16 protein-coding genes are annotated in these 15,827 nt (G+C 67.7%); 5 read left to right on the forward strand and 11 right to left on the reverse strand.

The window, feature by feature from the left end; genetic code table 11:
- Window positions 1-156: 156 nt before the first annotated feature.
- Window positions 157-1,515 (reverse strand): NAD(P)/FAD-dependent oxidoreductase, encoded by a 1,359-nt coding sequence (locus MU553_RS13805; RefSeq protein WP_247378589.1) that lies wholly within the window; start codon window positions 1,513-1,515, stop codon window positions 157-159.
- A gap of 191 nt (window positions 1,516-1,706) precedes the next feature.
- Between MU553_RS13805 and MU553_RS13810 the strand changes: the two genes are divergently transcribed.
- Window positions 1,707-2,666 (forward strand): D-2-hydroxyacid dehydrogenase, encoded by a 960-nt coding sequence (locus MU553_RS13810; protein WP_247378590.1) that lies wholly within the window; start codon window positions 1,707-1,709, stop codon window positions 2,664-2,666.
- Between the two features lie 59 nt (window positions 2,667-2,725).
- Here the strand turns inward: MU553_RS13810 and MU553_RS13815 are convergent, their stop codons facing one another.
- The gene (locus MU553_RS13815) at window positions 2,726-3,100 is read right to left on the reverse strand and encodes a VOC family protein (protein ID WP_247378591.1); all 375 of its coding nucleotides are present in this window, start codon (window positions 3,098-3,100) and stop codon (window positions 2,726-2,728) included.
- A 107-nt stretch (window positions 3,101-3,207) separates the two neighbouring features.
- Between MU553_RS13815 and MU553_RS13820 the strand changes: the two genes are divergently transcribed.
- The gene (locus MU553_RS13820; RefSeq protein WP_247378592.1) at window positions 3,208-4,443 is read left to right on the forward strand and encodes a cation:proton antiporter; all 1,236 of its coding nucleotides are present in this window, start codon (window positions 3,208-3,210) and stop codon (window positions 4,441-4,443) included.
- Window positions 4,444-4,519: 76 nt separating this feature from the next.
- On the forward strand, window positions 4,520-6,364 hold the full coding sequence (locus MU553_RS13825) for a bacteriohemerythrin (protein ID WP_247378593.1): 1,845 nt from the start codon (window positions 4,520-4,522) through the stop codon (window positions 6,362-6,364).
- A gap of 71 nt (window positions 6,365-6,435) precedes the next feature.
- On the opposite strand, the gene MU553_RS13830 is transcribed toward MU553_RS13825, so the two are convergent.
- From MU553_RS13830 to MU553_RS13870, 9 genes are all read right to left on the reverse strand, one after another.
- Entirely contained in the window at window positions 6,436-7,254 is an 819-nt protein-coding gene (locus tag MU553_RS13830) for a hypothetical protein (protein ID WP_247378594.1), read from the reverse strand.
- Window positions 7,255-7,545: 291 nt separating this feature from the next.
- Complete coding sequence (asd, locus tag MU553_RS13835) at window positions 7,546-8,583, reverse strand: aspartate-semialdehyde dehydrogenase (protein WP_247378595.1); 1,038 nt, start codon at window positions 8,581-8,583, stop codon at window positions 7,546-7,548.
- Window positions 8,584-8,712: 129 nt separating this feature from the next.
- On the reverse strand, window positions 8,713-8,904 hold the full coding sequence (locus MU553_RS13840) for a 30S ribosomal protein S17e (protein ID WP_247378596.1): 192 nt from the start codon (window positions 8,902-8,904) through the stop codon (window positions 8,713-8,715).
- Window positions 8,905-8,946: 42 nt separating this feature from the next.
- Complete coding sequence (locus MU553_RS13845) at window positions 8,947-9,555, reverse strand: DUF447 domain-containing protein (RefSeq protein ID WP_247378597.1); 609 nt, start codon at window positions 9,553-9,555, stop codon at window positions 8,947-8,949.
- Window positions 9,548-9,976, reverse strand: a complete 429-nt coding sequence (locus MU553_RS13850; protein ID WP_247378598.1) for a hypothetical protein — start codon at window positions 9,974-9,976, stop codon at window positions 9,548-9,550. The genes MU553_RS13845 and MU553_RS13850 overlap by 8 nt, the downstream gene beginning before the upstream one ends.
- Complete coding sequence (locus MU553_RS13855) at window positions 9,973-10,842, reverse strand: triphosphoribosyl-dephospho-CoA synthase (protein WP_247378599.1); 870 nt, start codon at window positions 10,840-10,842, stop codon at window positions 9,973-9,975. Before MU553_RS13855 ends, MU553_RS13850 begins: the two co-directional genes overlap by 4 nt.
- Window positions 10,839-11,594: a tRNA-dihydrouridine synthase gene (locus MU553_RS13860; protein WP_247378600.1), complete on the reverse strand. Its 756-nt coding sequence runs from the start codon at window positions 11,592-11,594 to the stop codon at window positions 10,839-10,841. Before MU553_RS13860 ends, MU553_RS13855 begins: the two co-directional genes overlap by 4 nt.
- Window positions 11,591-12,583, reverse strand: coding sequence for a 2-phospho-L-lactate transferase (gene cofD / locus MU553_RS13865; protein ID WP_247378601.1), 993 nt, complete (start codon window positions 12,581-12,583; stop codon window positions 11,591-11,593). The genes MU553_RS13860 and cofD overlap by 4 nt, the downstream gene beginning before the upstream one ends.
- Window positions 12,584-12,632: 49 nt before the next feature.
- A complete protein-coding gene (locus tag MU553_RS13870; protein WP_247378602.1) occupies window positions 12,633-13,427 on the reverse strand; it encodes a DUF7537 family lipoprotein in 795 nt (264 codons plus the stop codon).
- 115 nt (window positions 13,428-13,542) lie between these two features.
- Here MU553_RS13870 and MU553_RS13875 point away from each other — a divergent pair, with 115 nt between their 5' ends.
- Together MU553_RS13875 and MU553_RS13880 are read left to right on the forward strand one after the other, a co-directional pair.
- Window positions 13,543-14,775, forward strand: coding sequence for an HD domain-containing protein (locus MU553_RS13875; protein ID WP_247378603.1), 1,233 nt, complete (start codon window positions 13,543-13,545; stop codon window positions 14,773-14,775).
- Window positions 14,772-15,797 (forward strand): amidohydrolase family protein, encoded by a 1,026-nt coding sequence (locus MU553_RS13880; protein WP_247378604.1) that lies wholly within the window; start codon window positions 14,772-14,774, stop codon window positions 15,795-15,797. Before MU553_RS13875 ends, MU553_RS13880 begins: the two co-directional genes overlap by 4 nt.
- Window positions 15,798-15,827 lie beyond the last annotated feature (30 nt).

The raw sequence follows: 15,827 nt of genomic DNA on the forward strand, positions 1-15,827 counted from the left end.
GCGCGACCGAAACGAGTCGCGTGAGTGCGACCAGTCCTATCGGATGTCGCGCGCCCGGGTTCTCCGCGCTGTCATCGCGCCCTGGCGGGTGTGCTCGGGCGGGGACTAAAGGCACGCACGAAGTCGTAGTAACCAGCGGGAGAAAAGGGTATCGCGCTAGACCAAGTAGTCGTCTTCGCGCAGCTGGCAGAACCGACCCGACCGCAGGAAGAACTTCCGGCCCTTGTACTCGGCGAGCAGTTTGAGGCCGGTCGCGCCCGCGGTGACGGCCTTCGTCGGGCGGTAGTGCCCGCCGTCGAGCATGTCGCTGACGACGCCGAAGGTCCGATCCCACTGGGCCGGTCCCCAGTCTCGGACCATGTCCGCCAGCGAGACGTTCCGGCGGACCTCTTCGCCGATCGCGGACCGCCACTTGGCGTTGTACTTGTCGAGTCGGCCCTGGCCGGCGAGTTGGCCGGCGATCTTCCCGGTCCGGACCGCGACGTGGTCGCCGCCCTCGTGGAACGCCGAAGTCGCGCCCATGGCGCCGCCGGTCACGGCGATGCCGGCTTTCGTGGGGGATTCGATGGGGCGCGTCGACGAGATCGGGTAGGTCTCGGTCCCCTTCGCTTTCCCGCGTTCTTCGACGATCGGGAAGTCGTCGAGGTCGTATTCGGGGAACTCGCGTTCGAGCAAGCGCTCGATGTAGACCTGTCCGCGGGGAATCTCGGTGTCGTCCTCGCGCAGCAGGGCCCACTCGCTCGCGTCGTAGTCGTCGATGTCCATCCCGATGGGCATCGTCAACCCGATGCGTGCGACGTTGTCGTCGTTCGGGAAGATCCACGGGTAAGCCGTGTGCCCGGGCATGACGCCCCACCAGAACTTGATGAGTTCCGGGTCGAACAGTTCCTCCGGCACGCGACGGTGTTCCTGATAGGCGATGTGGTTGGCCTGTCGCGGCCCGAGGTACTCGCTGACGCTGTGGTCGTGGGGCATGAACTGGTCCAGAACGCCCGTCGTGATGGTCCGCTGCGGGCCGTCCGCGAGGATGAGATAGGTCGCCTCGACGTCCTCGCCATCCGCGAGTGCGACGCGATGCGAGTGGCCGCCGGTCATGTCCGTTTCGACGTCGGTGACGCTGACGCCGACGCGGAACTCCGCCCCGGCGTCCTCGGCGCGCTCGCGGAGCCAGTCGTCGAACTTCGCGCGATGGAAGGCAAAGCCGAAGTCGGGATAGCGAGCGGAGACGCCGGTGCTGCGGATGGTGATGTCCTCGTTCGGCCCGAGGAACTGGGCCCCGTCGAGTTTGCTGAGAATGATGTCGTCCGGGATCTCGGAGGGGCGAATGTCCATGATGTCCACCCAGTAATCGAGCATGCCGGCTGCGTCGGTCGAATCCGGTCCGAGTCCGTCGCGATCAGCACGCGGAACGCCCTTCTCGAATACGACTGTGTCGGCACCCTGGGCGGCAGCCTCCCGGGCCGCGGACGACCCGGCCGGGCCGCCGCCGACGATGGCCACGTCCACCTGTTCCATACCGATACCCCGCAGTGCTGGTGTTAAAGTCCTGCCATTCCGGGTAGCGACTGCAAACGAGGGCGGCGCCCGTTTCGGTCAGTGCCCCGCGATGGTGTCACATGTCGGACAGCCTGGCGTACCTTTTTGCCGACGGGGGCCGCGGACACGGGCATGCAAAGCGGAACGGGCCGCCCCGGGGGGAACGACCAGTGACGGACAGCCTCGAGATCGTGGTACTGGGTGAGAAGTTCCACGGGCTCCCGCCCGGGGAGTACGCGGCGGCGCTGCGAGAGCAGTTGCCCGACCACCAGGTTCGCGTCGCCAAAACGCCCGACCGAGCGCGAGCACTCCTGGAGACCGCCGACGTCGCGACCGGGTCGGACATCGACCCGTCGATGCTGGACGCCGCAGAAGACCTGCGATTGTTCGCCTGCGCATACGCCGGCTACGGGCACCTCCCGCTCGACGAGCTTCGGGACCACGACGTCGCCGTGACGACCGCGTCGGGAGTCCACGGCCCGAACGTAGCCGAACAGGTGCTGGGGTACTGTCTCACGTTCGCCCGCCGTCTCGACGAGGGGTGGCGTCGGAAGCAACGGCGAGAATGGCGTTCCTATCCGACCAGCGACTTCGCCGGAAGCACGGTCGGCATCGTCGGCCTCGGTGCCATCGGTCAGGCCATCGTGGACCGTCTGGACGGGTTCGACGTCGACACGATCGGGGTCCGTCACTCCCCGGAGAAAGGTGGACCGACCGACAAGGTCCTCGGGTACGGCGACATCCACGAAGCGCTGGCGCGCTCGGAGTACCTCGTCCTCTGTTGTCCACTGACGATCGACACGAGAGGCCTCATCGACGAGACGGCGTTGCAGACGCTCCCCACCGACGCCGTCGTCGTCAACGTCGCCCGTGGCGAGATCGTCGACACCGACGCGCTGGTCTCGGCGCTCCGTCACAACCGCATCCGCGGTGCCGCGCTCGACGTGACCGACCCGGAACCGCTCCCGGAGGACCACCCGCTCTGGGGGTTCGAGAACGTCCAGATCACGCCGCACAACGCCGGCTTTACCCCGGCGTATCACGATCGACTGGCAGCAGTCGTCGCAGAGAACGTGGACCGCATCGTCGAGACCGGCGAGTACGAGGGACTCCGGAACCAAGTCACGTGAGCATCGGGGGACAGACCGACCCTGCCGACCGCCAGAAAACAGCACGGGGCGACGGGAACTCAGTCGTCCAGCGGTTCGATCAGTTCGACGACGTGGCCGTCGGGGTCCTTGATGAACGCCGTGCGAGCGCCGGCGGCGGGCTGGTCGGCCGGCTCCTTCTCGACGCCGTGGTTGTCGATCTCTTCGAAGGCTGCGTCGACGTCGTCGACCTTGAGGGCGAGGTGGTCCCAGCCGGTGCCGAAGTCGAACTCGTCGTCGCCCTCGGTGTCCGAGAGCTGGATCTCGACGCCGTTGCCGTCGGCCACGTAGACGTTGCGCGTCTCGCCGTCCTCGCTGGTGAACTCCCAGGAGCGCTCGAAGTCGAGCTGGTCGACGTACCAGTCGGCGAGTTCGTCCGCGTCCGAGACGTTCATGCAGGTGTGCAGAATGTCCATTGCGGGCGACTGTCAGACGGTCGGCCGCTTAAATCACCTGCATCGGCTCGCGGCGGGATAGCCGACGAAGATTCATTCACACCCCGACCGAAGCACGCCTGTCCGCGATGAGCGAGATCGAGTTGTTTCTCCGGAACGTCGTCGTGCTCTTTGCGGTCGCGTTCGCCGTGCGCCTGGTCGTCGACTGGGCAGGGCAGCTCTCGTACACCGGGCTGCTCGTCGCGGTCGGACTCGGCATCTCGATCACGGACGTTCCCCTGGGGATTCGCCTCAGTTCCGACGTCATCCTCGTCGGGTTCGTCCCGGCCATCGTCTTCGACGGCGCACTGGGGATTTCGATCCGCGACATGACCGAGGACATCGTCCCGATCCTGCTGCTGACTGTCGTCGGCCTCCCGATCGCCATCGGGTTGCTCGCCGCCGTCGGGACGCTCGGCTGGGGGTTCCCCCCGCTGATCGCGGTCCTGTTCGCGACGATCGTGTTGCCGACGGACCCCGCCGCGGTGCTGTCGGTGTTCGAAGAACAGGACGTCGCGACCGACCTCTCAGTGATGGTCGAAGGGGAGAGTCTCCTCAACGACGGCGTCGCCATCGCCATCTTCTCGACGGTCCTCACGACCCACCAGGCGTCTGCGACGCCACAGCAGGCGTTCGCGCAGTTGACCACGCCGTCCGGTCTGGCGACGGTCGGAATCACAGTGCTGGTGGTCGGCGGCGGGGGCGTCCTCTTCGGACTGCTCGTCGGGACGATCGGGCACGCGGTCGAGCGGCGTCTCACCGACCGGTCGGGCGTCGTTCTCCTCACGGTCATCGTCGCCTACGGCGGGTTTCTCGTCGCCGAGGAACTCCTCGGCGTCAGCGGCGTGCTCGCCGTCGTCGGCGCAGGACTCGTGATGGTCCCACACGAGTCGTCTCGGGGGGGCATCGACGCCCAGGAGACGTTCGTGGAGTACAGCTGGGAGTTCACGGCGTTTCTGGCCAGTACGCTGCTGTACCTGCTCATCGGCTCGCAGGTCGAACCCAGCCAGTTCCTCCGGTACTGGCACCTCGTCGTCGGTGCGGCCGTGCTCGTCGTCGCCGTCCGCGGCCTGACGGTGTATCCGCTCGTCGCCGTCTCGAACCGCGTCAGTTCGAGTCCAGTCACGCGGTCCTGGCAACATCTCATGGTGTGGGGCGGGTTCCACACCGTCGTCCCGGTCGCACTGGCGTTGTCGCTCCCGCCGGCCTTCCCGTACCGCGACGAGATTCAGGCGACTGTCTTCGGGGTCGCCATCTTCGGAACGGTGATCCAGGGACTGCTGATGCCCGCCGTCATCCGGACGATCGGCGTCGGTTCGGAGTGACTGAGGGCGAACCCGCATTTTCACGAACCGAGAACGCCGTCCCCTCCTTTTCGTGTCTCCGACGGAACGTTCGCGCATGGGTCTCTCGTCGCAGGACGCGTTCGCCGAGTGGGACGACGAACGGTACAGCGTGGACATCGACCGGTTCGACGAGCAGCACAAGCGGCTGTTCGGGCTGCTGAACGACCTGCACACGGCGATGGACGAGGGACACTCAGAGGAGAAAGTCGGCGACATCCTCCGGGAACTCGAACGGTACACCGAGTACCACTTCGGTGACGAGGAAGAGTTCATGCAGGATTGTGGCTACGCCATGGACTGTGCCGACTGCTTCTACAACCACCGGGAGATGCACGAGGAGTTCGCCGACCGGGTGAGCGAACTCCGCGAGAAACACGAGAACGGCGAGCACATCACGGTGGAAGTGCTCCAGTTCGTCCGCGACTGGCTGGACTCACACATCGGCGCCAGCGACGTCGACCAGAGCTACGGCGAGTACTACCGCGAGGAGATCGAGGACTACGAGTACAGCCCCGGCCAGTTGAAGCGCGACCGACGGACCGCGAGGGACGACGCCACCGACGCGAGTGACGAGGACCGCTCGGACGCCGAGTTCGACGTCACGGTCGCAGGCGACGTGTACCAGGGCGGCGACCTCTCCATTCCGGACGGGCCGATGGCGGCCTGGTTCGACGGACTCGTCGAGCGATACGGGGAGCGAACGGCAGCTCTCCTCCCCCGGGACGGCCAGTACGTCGAGCGGACCTTCGCGGACCTCGACGAGCGAGCGCGAGCGGTCGCCGCCGGGCTCCTCGACGCGGGGTTCGCGCCCGGCGATCGCCTCGCCGTCCAGGCGGCCAGCCAGTACGAGTGGTCGGTCGTCGATCTGGCCTGTCAGATGGCGGGTCTCGTCTCGGTCCCGCTCTATCAGTGGTTCGACCCGGAACGGGCCGTCGACGTCGTCGAGGCGGCCGACGTCGCGGGACTCGTCTCCGATCCGGAGACCCCAGTCGCGGTCGAGGAAGCCGTCGACTCGGTGATCCAGATCGAGGAGCTGCCGACTGCAGCGGCACGGACGCTGCCCGGGTTCGAGGCCGACGCCGACGACGTTGCGACGATCGTCTACGACGCCGCAGAGACCGACGAACAGTCCGGGTGTGAGCTCACGCACCGCAACCTCCTCACGGCCGTGGCATCCCTGACCGAGTCGTTGCCACTCGACCCGGGGGCGACGGGAACCTGTATCCTCCCGCTCGCCCACGTCTACCAGCGCGTCGCGACGTACTACCTCTGGGAGGCAGGCGGTGGCGTCGCGTACGTGGGGACCGACGACGTGGTGAGCGAACTCACCGAGATCCAACCGACCGTCCTGATCGGAACCCCCCAGGTCTACCAGGAACTCTACGGCGAGTTCCAGGACCGCATCGGCGATCTCGGCTGGATGAAGCGCAAACTCGCGGGACGGGTCGCGTCCTACGGGCGCGGCATGCTGGACGGGAGCGGGACGCCGCTGAAGTACTCGGCCGCAAAGCGGCTGGTGTTCGGTCCGCTCCGCGAGGCGGTCGGCCTCGGGGATCTCGAGTACGCCCTCGCCAGCGTCGGCAGCCTCGACGACCACCTCCAGTACTTCTTCCGCGGCTTCGGCGTCCCCGTGAGCGAACTGTACGGGCCGGTCGAATCGGCGGGCGTGGCGACGCTGAACCACGGCGACTCGTTCCAGATCGACAGCGTCGGGCGGCCGATGCCCGGAACCGAACTCGCCCGCTCCGAGGAGGGAACGGTGTTGGTTCGCGGCCCGAACGTCACGGCGGGGTGCCTGGACGAGCAGGCCACGAAGCGGAGCCTCCACGACGGCTGGTTGCACACCGGCGACGCAGGCGAGTTCGACGCCGACGGGGCGCTCCGCCTCGACGGGCGGTAAGCAGCGAGCGTCGACGCAGCCGAGCCGACCCGCGGCAGTGCCGGGCCACTTCGAAGGGTCTCAGTCGTGACTCACCCGTTGCCGGACTCAACGGTGATGGTTCCGTGGGACCCGCTCCCGTTCGCGGTGATCCCGTGGACGTACGTTCCCGGCTCGACCCCGGCGGTGTCGATTCGAAGCGACGTCGTCACCTCCTCGTCGCTCTCCAGTGCGAGCGATTTGCGGGCCAACACGTCCCCGTCGAGTCTGTATTCGAGGACCTGCTCGTCGTCGAACTGGTTGTAGTTTTTCACCTCGGCGTCGATGACGAACTCCTCGCCGGCAGTCACGGTGTCCGGATAATCGATGTTGTCGACGTCGTACCCTTTGTAGAACGTTACCGGTGACATGTCCCCGTGAGCGCCGACCAGAACGCCGGTGTAGTACCCGCCGGTTTCGAGACCGATGCCCATGGTGTTTTGCTCGAACCGAATCGTCGTCGACTCGTCGGGATCGAGCGTCACCGCCCGTTCCTGGTAGCGCTCCCCGGCGAGTATGTACTGGGCGGTTCGGGTCGTCGGCTCTTGCCCGAGATTCGCGATCGTGGCCTCGACAGCGATCGTGTCACCCATCTTCAACTGCCCGGGCGCCGAGATGTTCGTCACTGCGAACTGCCCGTTCGCCTGCCGACCGGCAGCATCCAATCCGCTGCCCGACTGCTTCGCTCCGGCTTTCCGCTCGGACTGCTGTCGGTCGTCGATCGAGCCGTTCGCTTGCTGGACGCCGTCGACGGGGTCACGGGCCGGGGTCCCCGTCGCGTTCGTCGCGGGTTGCTGGTTCAGAAAATACATGCCACCCACCGTCGCGACGACGACGACGGCCAGGAGAACTGCGTACGATTTCCTCGACATCGGTTCACCACGTCCACGACCAGTCTGATAAATAGAAGCGCACATCTGTGACGGAAGCGCTACGGTACCCTGACAATAGACGTGGCTTATCCGACGAGGAGCCCACAGGCTGATCGACGACCGTCGGATCGGACGCGGAACCGGTCATGATTCCTTCGGTGCGCACACGGCAGGTAAGACGCAACTCAGGAGTTCAGTATCTCCAGCTTATCGGGGACGCGGACGTCGATCTGCGCCAACGCACCTTCGAAAAGGAACGACAACAGCGAGGTGGGAGTACCGTCCCGGCGTTCAGAGGTAGCCTTCTTCGAGCAGCAGTTCGCCGTTCAGCAGGCTGGCGCCGGCCGCGCCGCGCATCGTGTTGTGGGCGAGACAGTTGAACTGCACGCCGTCGGTCGTCTCGCGGAACCCACCGACCGAGACCTGCATCCCGTCGTCGCGCATCCGGTCGAGGCGCGGCTGCGGGCGGTCGGGCTCCTCGAAGACGTGGATGAGCTGGTCGGGCGAGGTCGGGAGGTCGATGCTCTCGTACTCGCGCATGGCTTCGGCGGCGTCCTCGGTCGTGATGTCTTCCTCGGTGTCGGCCCAGACGTTCTCCAGGTGGCCGTCCAGCGTCGGGATGCGGTTACAGGAGGCGGCGACGTCGGCGTCGTGCCACTGGACCTCGGCGCCGTCGAACTCGCCCAGGAGCTTCTGGCTCTCGGTCTCCATCTTCTGCTCCTCGCCGCCGATGTGCGGGATGGCGTTGTCGATGATCTCCATCGAGGTGACGCCGTCGTAGCCCGCGCCGGAGACGGCCTGGAGCGTCGAGACGCGCACGTCGGTCAGTCCGAACGCCTCGTCGAGCGCCGCCAGCGGCGGGACCATCGTGATGGTCGAGCAGTTCGGGTTCTTGATCATGGCGCCGTCCCAGCCGCGCTCGTCGCGCTGGACCTCGATGAGGCCGAGGTGGTCCGGGTTGACCTCCGGGATGGTGAGCGGGATGTCGTCGTCGGTCCGGAAGTTCGAGGAGTTCGAGGACATGACGTACCCGTCTTCCACGAACGCCGGTTCGACGTCTTCGCCGACGCTGGACGGCAGCGAGGAAAAGAGGAGGTCGACGTCGTCGGGGACCTCGTCGGGGTCCGTTGCGACGACGGTCATCTCGGCGACGTCGTCCGGGATGGGGGTTTCGACGCGCCACTTGGCCGCCTCGCGGTAAGATTTGCCCGCGCTGGACGAACTCGCGGTCAGGGCCGCGAGCTCGAAGTCCGGGTGCGGGTCGATCATCTGGATGAGTCGCTGTCCGACTGCGCCGGTGGCGCCGAGAACGCCTACGCGTACTGTCATTGGTACTCGGTCAGTCTGTGTCCCCCATGCAAAACGGTTTGGATACGTGCTGAGTTCGCCGTACAGTGGGGTGACACGTTCCCGTCGCTCGGCGGGTCGGAGAACGAAGAAGAGAGATTCCTCGTCGGTTCAGGCCGGGATCTGCGCGCCTTCTTTGCGAGTGATGTAGCCGGCGATGCGGTTGCGAACGCCCTTGGACTCGATGTTGGTCAGTTCCTCGACGACGTCCTTGTTGTGCTCGAAGTCGTGACCGAAGGCGTCGGGGTAGCGCTCCATCAGAATCGTCCCGGTCTTCTTGACGTATGCGGGTTTGATTGCCATGTGCTTTGTTTCTCCCGGTGACGGTGAAAAAGGGTTCGGATTTCACCAGTCGAACGGGAGGTCCGCATCGACCGATTCCCGCAGCCGTTCGAACGCCGCTCGCTCTCGCTCCCCACCGCACTTCTCGACGACCTCCGCGAAGTACGCCAACCGATCGAGCAGCGTCTCGCGGTCGTAGGACGGCACGTCCAGCCGCGAGGCCGCCACGGTCGCCTCGACGACGGCGTAGTACCCACGATTCGTGGTCGGCACCGTCCGGTGTTCGACGGCCGTCTCAGTTGGGCTGAGCGCCCACTCGACCCACTGGGTGCCACCTCGCCGCCCTTCGTCCAGGCGGTCCACCTCGACGCGCGCCCAGGCGTCGGCGCTATCGAGGACAGGCTCGGCTTCCTCGCGGGTCGTCAGTGCGGCCTCGACGAAATCCAGGGGATCGGTGGTAAACTGGACGTAGCCACCGCCGCGCTCCGTGAAGTTCCGCCAGGTTCGGGTTCGGCCCCAGGTGCGTGCCGTGACCCGCTGGTCGCCGTCCTCGGGCGCGTGCAGTCCCAGCGCCGCGACGTTCCACAGCTCGTTCGGTCCCAGCGTCGTCACGACCGACTCCGTGACGCCGCGGAGAGCGACCGGCCACGCCGCCGATTCGTCCTCAGACATCCAGCTTCGCCTCCGGATCGCGGTCGAATCGGCGACGGAGCGCACTCCCGAGCGCACCGAACAACGCACCGGGCAGCGCGTAGCCGACTGCAGTTCCCATCAGGCCCAGCAACAGGAAGTGCGCCGGCGCGTCGGCGCGCAAGAAGAGTGCGCCCTGCGCGAGCGTCGTCCCGACGAAGACGGCCCGGAAGCCGGTGTCGGCGCTCCGGCGGAGCGAACCACCGTCGAGCCACCCGGCGACGAGCGCGCCGGCGAGCAGTCCGAGCGCTCCCGGACGGAGGACGGTCGTCAGCGACGCCGAGCGCTCGATGCCGGTCGCCAGCGCGACGACTGCGTACCCCAGCACGGCGACTGTCACGCCGGCGCCGATGGCCAGCGTCCCGCCCTCGTCGGTCATCCGGAGTCTGTCGTCGTCGGTCACACGTCGAGTCCTCGTTCGAGTGCAACGAAGAGCGCCGCGGCGGTAAGGTCTGCGGTCGTCCCGGGGTTGACGTCTTCGGCGACGAACTCGTCGGCCAGCGTCCACGGGTCGGTGTCCCCCTCGAGGGCCGCGGACGCCCGCTCCGTTGCCTCCTCGGCGGTCGCCCGATCGTGCTGGATCGCGACGAACGTGTCCTGCTCCGCGGCGAGCAGTTCGAGGAAAACTCGCGCCGCCCGGTCGGCCACTGATCCGTCCAGCGCGAGCAGGCGGTCGGCCGCGTGGAAGGTCCGCTCGAACTCGCCGGTCCACTCCCGGGCGATCCCGTCCACCTCCGCACTCCGCTCCATGACGTCGTACAGCGTCAGTTGTCGCTCCCTGAGGGCGGGCACCGCTCCTGAGCCGCGACGGACGTCCAGGGGTTCGAGCCCATCGGGCGGGTCGTCGACGGCGACGCTCACGTGCTCGAACGCTCGGTAGAAGTCCGCCGCGTCGTCGACGGTCGTCGCAGCGGCGATTTCACCAGCGCGTTCGCGGGTCAGGTCACCGGTCGCGGCCGCTTGCACGAGCGGAACGAGCGCGAGGAGCGCCCCGAACTGCGTGTTGCCCCCGGACTGTCGACTCATCCCGGCGACCGCGCGCTCGAAGGCGCGACCCAGTCGCTCGCCGTCGGCGGCCAGTCGGAGTCCCGGTCGCGCGCCGACCGCGCCGACCACGAAGTGCTCGAACCGCAGGTCGTCGTACTCGTGGGCGCGATCGACGTTGCCCGGTTTCGGCGTCCCGGTCACCTCCAGCAGGAGCGCGAGTTCGGCGTTCTGGACGACGGTCCGCTCGGGCGGCGCCGCCGGCGCGTCCGAGTCGTCGGTCACGCTTCGCCCTCCGCGGCGAACCACTCGGTGGTCGCGTTCCGCACTCGGCGGAGCACGGCGGGATCGTCGCTCGGCCGGCCGACGCTGACCGCGTCGGCGCCGTGTTCCAGGTACTCGCGGACGCTCTCGCGGTCGCGGACCTCGTTGTTGGCGACGACGAAGCAGTCGGTGGCCGCGACCACGTCCGCGACGACTGCCTCCGAATCCATCGCGTCGACGTGGAGCACGTCCGCGCCCGCAGCGTCGAGCCGTCGTGCCGTCTCGGGCAGGTCCACGCCGTCGACTTCGGTCCGGACCTTCACGCTCACCGTCGCGCCGGTGTCGGCAGCCGTCCGGACCTGCTCACAGAGACGATCCGCGTCCCGGAGCAGCGATTCGCCGGCGCCGGCTGCGCACATCTCGTCCTGCCGGCAGTGCGCGTTGACCTCCAGGATCGCACCCCGCTCGCGACACACCTGGGCAGCCTCCCGGAGCGGGTCGAGGGCGGTCGTCCGAACGTTGAATCCCGGCTGGAGGTCCGCGTCGGCCACCGTCGCGAGCTGGCGGTCGATGAACGCGACGGGATCGTCGGGCAAGAACTCCTCGCGGTCGCGGGCGACGAGTTCGCGGGCGGCCGCGCGGGTGGGTTCGTCGAGGGCGATCCCGCCAAGGATAGCAGCCCCCGCGTAGTCCGCGCCGGCGCGGGCCCACTCGGCGTCGGACTCGCCGCTGAGACTCGCGAGGACGACGCGGGGCTGGACGTCGAGCGTCATCGGACTGCCTCCAGCGCGTCCCTCGTGGCGCGAGCGACGCGCGCCGCGTCGGCCTCGGTGTCGAGCGTCGTGTCGGTCCGCACCACCGGGCTGTCGAGGTCGGTGCCGTCCGCGTCGTCGAGGACGAACGCGTCGGCGAAGTCGTAGGCGTCAGCGACGCCCGCCGTCGAGGGGTCGTAGCCCACGGCGTCCATGAGTTTCGCGGCGGGGCCGGAGAAGACCTGGTCCTCGACGAACGGCGAGACGGCGACGACCGGCGTCTCGCGGAGCGCGTCTTCGATGCCGTCCACGGCGAGCAGTGGCCCGATGCTCGTGACGGGATTCGAGGGGCCGACGACGACCGGGTCTTCGAGCGCGGTCAGAACGGCGTCGGTCGCAGTCGCATCGGCAGCTCCCCGGAACTCCACGTCCTCGACAGTCGGCTCGCCGCCGCGGCCGACCCAGAACTCCTGGAAGTGCATCGGCCCCTCGGGCGTGTGGACGATGCTCGCGACGGGGTCGTCGCTCATCGGCAGGAGCGTCCAGGGTACGTCGAAGGCGTCGGCGAGCGTGCGCGTGACCTCGGTGAGCGAGTGACCTTCGTCGAGCAGGCTCGTCCGCGTGAGGTGGACCGCGCGGTCGCGGTCGCCGATGTGCATGAACTCCGCGACGCCGGAGAACCGCCGCCACCGGGCGATCCGCCGGCCGTCGGTCTGGCGGTCTTCGGGGAGGTATCGCGGGCCGCTCTCCAGGCCGGCCGCCTCGGCGAGCCGGTGGAGCTCCTCGGTGGTCGTCGCCGGGTCGTCGGCGATCCCCCACCAGGTCTCGCGGTCGAGGACGTCGCCGCCGAGAAAGAGGACGGTATCGACGTCGGGGCAGACGAGTAGCCCCCCGAGTTCGACGTCGTCGCCGGTGTTCCCGACGACGGTCGTCTCGGCTGGCGGGAACACGTCGTCGGCGCCCCGGAGGAGTTTCGGCGTCCCGGTTCCACCGGAGAGAAACGTCACCATACTCCTGGCTCTGGAAGCGTCGGGCTAAACGCTTTCGTCACCGGAGGTGTTATTCCGTGGCGTTGCGCGCCTCGGACAGCCACTCCGGTTCCGCGACGGTCGTCGAGCCCACGTCAGTGTACCCGAGTGAGAGGTGGTAACTGAGCGCGTCGCCGTTCGCGTTCGTTCCCGTGGCGTGGTAGTCGAACGAGCGAACGATGCCCCGCCGATCGATCGCGACAGTCACCGAGATCGAGCCGAGGTTCTGCGCCGGGAACACCTTCGTATCGTGGGTCTGTCGGTCGACCTGGCTGAGATCGGTCACGGTGTAGGTGTCGACAGTCACGCCGTCGACGGACGACGTGCCGGCCGCCGAGAAGTTCAGTCCAGAGAGGTGCCCCCGCAGCGGCGGTTCGAGGTAGGGAGTCGCGTTCGCCGTGGCCCCGCCCTTGACGCGGTACGCCGTGTCCTGCGAGGACCACAGGCGCTGATACATCGTTCCGTTCCCGTCGACGTACGTATCCCGTCGCGGCTGGAGGGCGATCCGCTCGTGGGTGAAGATGCGGTCGGTCGTCAAATTGGTCGGCCCCGTCACGTTCTTGTAGTTGACGATGCCGCTCTCGTTGCCAGTCAGTCTGACAGTCGCGTTCTGGTGGTAGGTGAAAGACCCTGCGTCGGTCAGCGCAGCGCTGTTCGCATCGAGCACGGTACTACTGTTCAGCGGGAGATCGTGGACCGGGGTCTCGGATCCGGCCGTCGCGTTGGTCGTCGGCGTCTCGGTCGAATCGGCGCCGAGAAAGCCGGCACACCCACTCAGTGCTGTCAGCGCGGCGAGCACGAGTAGTGCGACAGTGCGTCGGTTCATCAGTGGGGTGAATCCGGCGGGACGGCTTGAAAGAACCGGACTCGAATCAGCAGGTGCCAGATGGTCGTCAGGGACGTGCGGGGCCTTTTGTACCGTCGGTTCGAAGCCGGGCGCAATGAAGAGCATCAAGGACAGTGTGCACGACCACATCGAGGTGACGGGCGTCGCCCAGGACCTGGTCGATACCCCCACCGTCCAGCGGCTCCGGCACGTCCGCCAACTCGGGACCGTCACACTCGTCTATCCATCTGCGAACCACACCCGCTTCGAGCACAGCCTCGGCGTCTATCATCTCGCTAACGAGGCGCTCGGCCACCTCGGCATCGAAGGCCAGCAGGCCGAACGGGTCCGCGCCGCCGCGCTCCTCCACGACGTGGGCCACGCGCCGTTCAGCCACAACATCGAGGACGTCGTCCACCGTCACACCGGGAAGTGGCACGACGACGTCCACGAACTCTTGGAGAAGGGCGACGTCGCTCGCGTCCTGGCCGACCACGGGCTCAACCCCGACCAGATCGCCGACCTCGTGGCCGGCGACGGCAAGCTCGGTCAGCTCGTCTCCGGCGAACTCGACGTCGACCGCATGGACTACCTCGTTCGCGACGCCCACCACACCGGCGTCCCCTACGGCACCATCGACCACGAACGGCTCGTCCGCGCGCTGCAGTTCGTCGACGGTAAACTCGTCTTACAGGAGGGCAACGTCCAGACCGCCGAGAGCCTCCTGGTGGCGCGGGCGCTGATGACGCCGACCGTCTACGGCCACCACACCGCGCGCATCTCGAAGACGATGCTCCGGCGTGCGAGCGAGCGGCTGCTCGAAGCGTCGGACGCGAGCGCGGAGGAACTGCGCCGGATGGACGACCACGACCTCATCGTGAGCCTCCGGACCTGCGGGGAGACACAGGAGATGGCCCGCCGGCTCACGTACCGCGACCTCTACAAGCGGGCCGTCTGGGCCGAGATGCCCGACGTGCCCGAGGCGCTCCTCGAACGCGACCACGAGGGCATTCGCGAGGACGAGCGTGCCATCGCGGACGAGGCAGAGGTCGATCCTTCCGAAGTCATCATCGACGTGCCCGGCAAGCCAGAGATCAAAGAGTCGACCAGCCGCGTGCTCGTCAACGGCGACGTGCGTCCGCTGGGCGACCAGTCCACGCTGGTGGGCGCGCTGCGAGCCGTCCAGCACGACCAGTGGCGACTCGGCGTCTACGCCCCGGCGGCGGTCAGCGAACGCGTCGGCCACGCCGCCAGCCGCGTGCTGGGCCTCGACATCGACGGCGCACTCGTCAACGAGACCCGCCCCGGCCTCCACACGACGCTCGACGACTTCCAGGGGGAGCCATGATCCTGGAAGGCACAGTCCTCAGGGGGCCGGAGTTCGAGCCGATCGAGGGGCGCGTCGTCGTCGAGGACGGCGAGATCACCGCGTTGGAAGAGACGACCGCGCGGAGTAACGACGTCATCCTCCCGGCGTTCGTCAACGCCCACACCCACATCGGGGACTCCATTGCCAAGGAAGCCGGCGAGGGGCTCGACCTGGACGAACTGGTCGCGCCACCGGACGGCCTCAAACACCAGTTGCTCCGCGCAGCGAGCCGCGACGAGATGGTCGCGGGGATGCGTCACTCGCTGGAGTACATGGAACAGAGCGGCACCGCGGCCTGCATCGAGTTCCGCGAGGGCGGCGTCGAGGGCGTCGACGCCATCCGAGATGCGGCCGCACCGCTGGACGTCGAGCCGGTCGTCCTCGGCCGCGAGACCGTCGACGCGATGGAAGCGAGCGACGGGTTCGGCGCGAGCGGTGCCCGCGACGGGGAGTTCGGTCGCGAGCGCAACGCGACGCGGGACGCCGGCAAGCTGTTCGGGATTCACGCGGGCGAGCGCGACAGTCACGACGTGAACCCGGCGCTGGACCTGGACCCGGACTTCCTCGTCCACATGGTCAATACCGAGCCGCTCCACCTGGAGCGGGTCGCCGACAACGAGGTTCCCATCGTGATCTGTCCGCGGTCGAACCTCGTGACGAACGTCGGGTTCCCGGACGTGGCCGAACTCGCCGAGCACACCACCGTCGCGCTCGGGACGGACAACGTCATGCTAAACAGCCCCTCGATGTTCCGCGAGATGGAGTTCACCGCCAAACTCGGCGACGTGTCGGCCAGAGAGGTCCTGAAGATGGCGACCCACCACGGTGCGAAGATCGCCGACCTGAACTGCGGCGTCGTCGAGCCGGGTCGAGACGCGAAGCTGCTGGTCCTCGACGGGGACTCGCACAACCTCGTCGGCGCACAGAACGTCGTTCGCGCGGTCGTCCGCCGTGCGGGCGTCAGCGACGTCAAGGACGTCGTCCTGGAGAAGTCGGCCTGATCGCCGGCGGTCCCCGGGGAACAGTTAAGC

This window comes from Halorientalis brevis, from assembly GCF_023077655.1.